Origin of the sequence: Streptomyces sp. NPDC058375, from assembly GCF_042723425.1 — a bacterium.
In the GTDB taxonomy this organism is placed as follows: Bacteria; Actinomycetota; Actinomycetes; order Streptomycetales; family Streptomycetaceae; genus Streptomyces; species Streptomyces durocortorensis.
Genome location: NZ_JBHXJG010000472.1, coordinates 1 through 1952, shown reverse-complemented (window position 1 = coordinate 1952; position 1952 = coordinate 1). Strand labels below are relative to the sequence as shown.

General features: G+C 75.0%; 2 protein-coding genes. Both read right to left on the bottom strand.

The genetic code is table 11. From position 1 onward, the window contains the following. Nucleotides 1-57 precede the first annotated feature (57 nt). Nucleotides 58-894: an MBL fold metallo-hydrolase gene (locus ACFWM7_RS35150; protein WP_383268819.1), complete on the bottom strand. Its 837-nt coding sequence runs from the start codon at nt 892-894 to the stop codon at nt 58-60. Then, nucleotides 891-1826 carry an NUDIX hydrolase gene (locus ACFWM7_RS35145; RefSeq protein ID WP_383268817.1) on the bottom strand — a complete coding sequence of 312 codons (936 nt, stop codon included), beginning with the start codon at nt 1824-1826 and terminating at the stop codon, nt 891-893. The genes ACFWM7_RS35150 and ACFWM7_RS35145 overlap by 4 nt, the downstream gene beginning before the upstream one ends. Nucleotides 1827-1952: the final 126 nt, after the last annotated feature.

Sequence of the window (1952 nt, the reverse complement as noted above, 5' to 3'; positions counted from 1 at the left end):
ACCGGAGTACGTACCGGTCGGCGGGGCCCTTCGCGTGTGCGGAACCGAGGCCCGGGCTCAGCCCTGGATCAGCCCGTGCTCCGTCAAGTACTCCAACTGCGCCCGCACCGACAGCTCCGCGGCCGGCCACAGGGAGCGGTCCACCTCGGCGTACACCTTGGCCACCACCTCCGACGGCGTACGGTGCCCGGCCTCCACCGCCGTCTCCACCTGGGCGAGCCGGTGCGCGCGATGGGCCAGGTAGAACTCCACCGCCCCCTGCGCGTCCTCCAGCACCGGCCCGTGGCCCGGCAGCACCGTGTGGACCCCGTCGTCCACCGTCAGCGACCGCAGCCGCCGCAGCGAGTCCAGGTAGTCGCCGAGCCGCCCGTCCGGGTGCGCGACCACCGTCGTGCCGCGGCCCAGGATCGTGTCGCCCGTCAGCACCGCCCGGTCGGCGGGCAGATGGAACGAGAGCGAGTCCGCGGTGTGCCCCGGCGTCGGCACCACGCGCAGCTCCAGGCCGCCCGTGGTGATCACGTCACCCGCGGCCAGGCCCTCGTCGCCCAGCCGCAGCGCCGCGTCCAGGGCCCGTACCTTCGTCCCCGTCAGCTCCGCGAACCGGCCCGCGCCCTCCGCGTGGTCGGGGTGCCCGTGGGTGAGCAGCGTGAGGCCCACGCGCCGCCCGGACCGCTCCACCGCCCCGATCACGGCCCGCAGGTGTACGTCGTCGAGCGGACCGGGATCGATGACGACCGCGAGATCGGAGTCGGGCTCGGCCACGATCCAGGTGTTCGTCCCGTCGAGCGTCATCGCGGACGGGTTGGGCGCCAGGACGTTGACCGTACGGGCGGTCGCGGGACCGGAAACCACGGTTCCGCGCGGCTGTCCGGGCAGGGCGGCTGCGTCGCTCACGCTCCACCACCCCCCGGGCCCGCCGTGGGCACGTGTTTGGTGAACTCGTCGTGCCCCGGCCAGGTCAGTACCAGCTCGTCGCCCTCCAGCCGGGCCTGCGCGAGGACCGGGGTCATGTCCTGCACGTCAGCCGCCTCCAGGGCCTCGGCGGCCGTCCTGTACGGCGCGAGGGCCCGTAGCGTGGTCACGGTGGGCGGCATCATCAGCAGCTCGCCCGCGTCGTAACGGCGGGCGGCCTCCGCCGGGGCGATCCACACCGTACGGTCGGCCTCGGTGGAGACGTCCCGGGTGCGCTGCCCCTCGGGGAGCGCGGCGACGAAGAACCAGGTGTCGTAGCGGCGCGGTTCGAACTCCGGGGTGATCCAGCGCGCCCAGGCGCCCAGCAGGTCCGAGCGCAGCACCAGGCCCCGCCGGTCCAGGAACTCCGCGAAGGACAGGTCCCGGGCGACCAGCGCCTCCCGGTCGGCCTCCCAGTCCTCCCCGGTCGTGTCGCCGACCACGGTCGTCGCGGTCGGCCCGGCGAGCAGGACGCCCGCCTCCTCGAACGTCTCGCGCACCGCCGCGCAGACGACGGCCTGCGCCTCGGTGACCGTCGCCACGCCGAGCCGGGCGGCCCAGTGCTCCAACGAGGGCCCGGCCCACCCGATCAGCCGGTCGTCGTCGCGCGGATCGACCCCGCCACCCGGATAGGCGTACGCACCTCCGGCGAACGCCATCGAGGTGCGGCGGCGCAGCATGTGCACGACGGGGCCACGCGCCTCGGACCGGCGCGCGTCGGACCCGCCGGCCTCCGGGCCGCCCGCCCCGGGCCCCCGGTCGCGGAGCAGCATCACCGTGGCCGCGCGCCGGGGCGTCACGGCCGTCAGCTCACCGGCGGCGAGGGCCCGGATCCGGTCGGGCCATTCCGGGGGGTACCACTGACCTTGGGACATGGCCGGAGGCTATCCGGAACCGCGCCGATGTTCGAGAGGCTCCCTGGTCATCGCCACGCCCCCCGACATGCTCCGTACACGCCCGCCATGCCCCGTACACACGCGATCCCGCCCGGTCATGAGGAC

What these genes read in the sequence shown, in the direction of transcription:
- ACFWM7_RS35145 (WP_383268817.1), bottom strand. Translation starts at nt 1,826, where the DNA reads ATGTCCCAAGGTCAGTGGTACCCCCCGGAATGGCCCGACCGGATCCGG.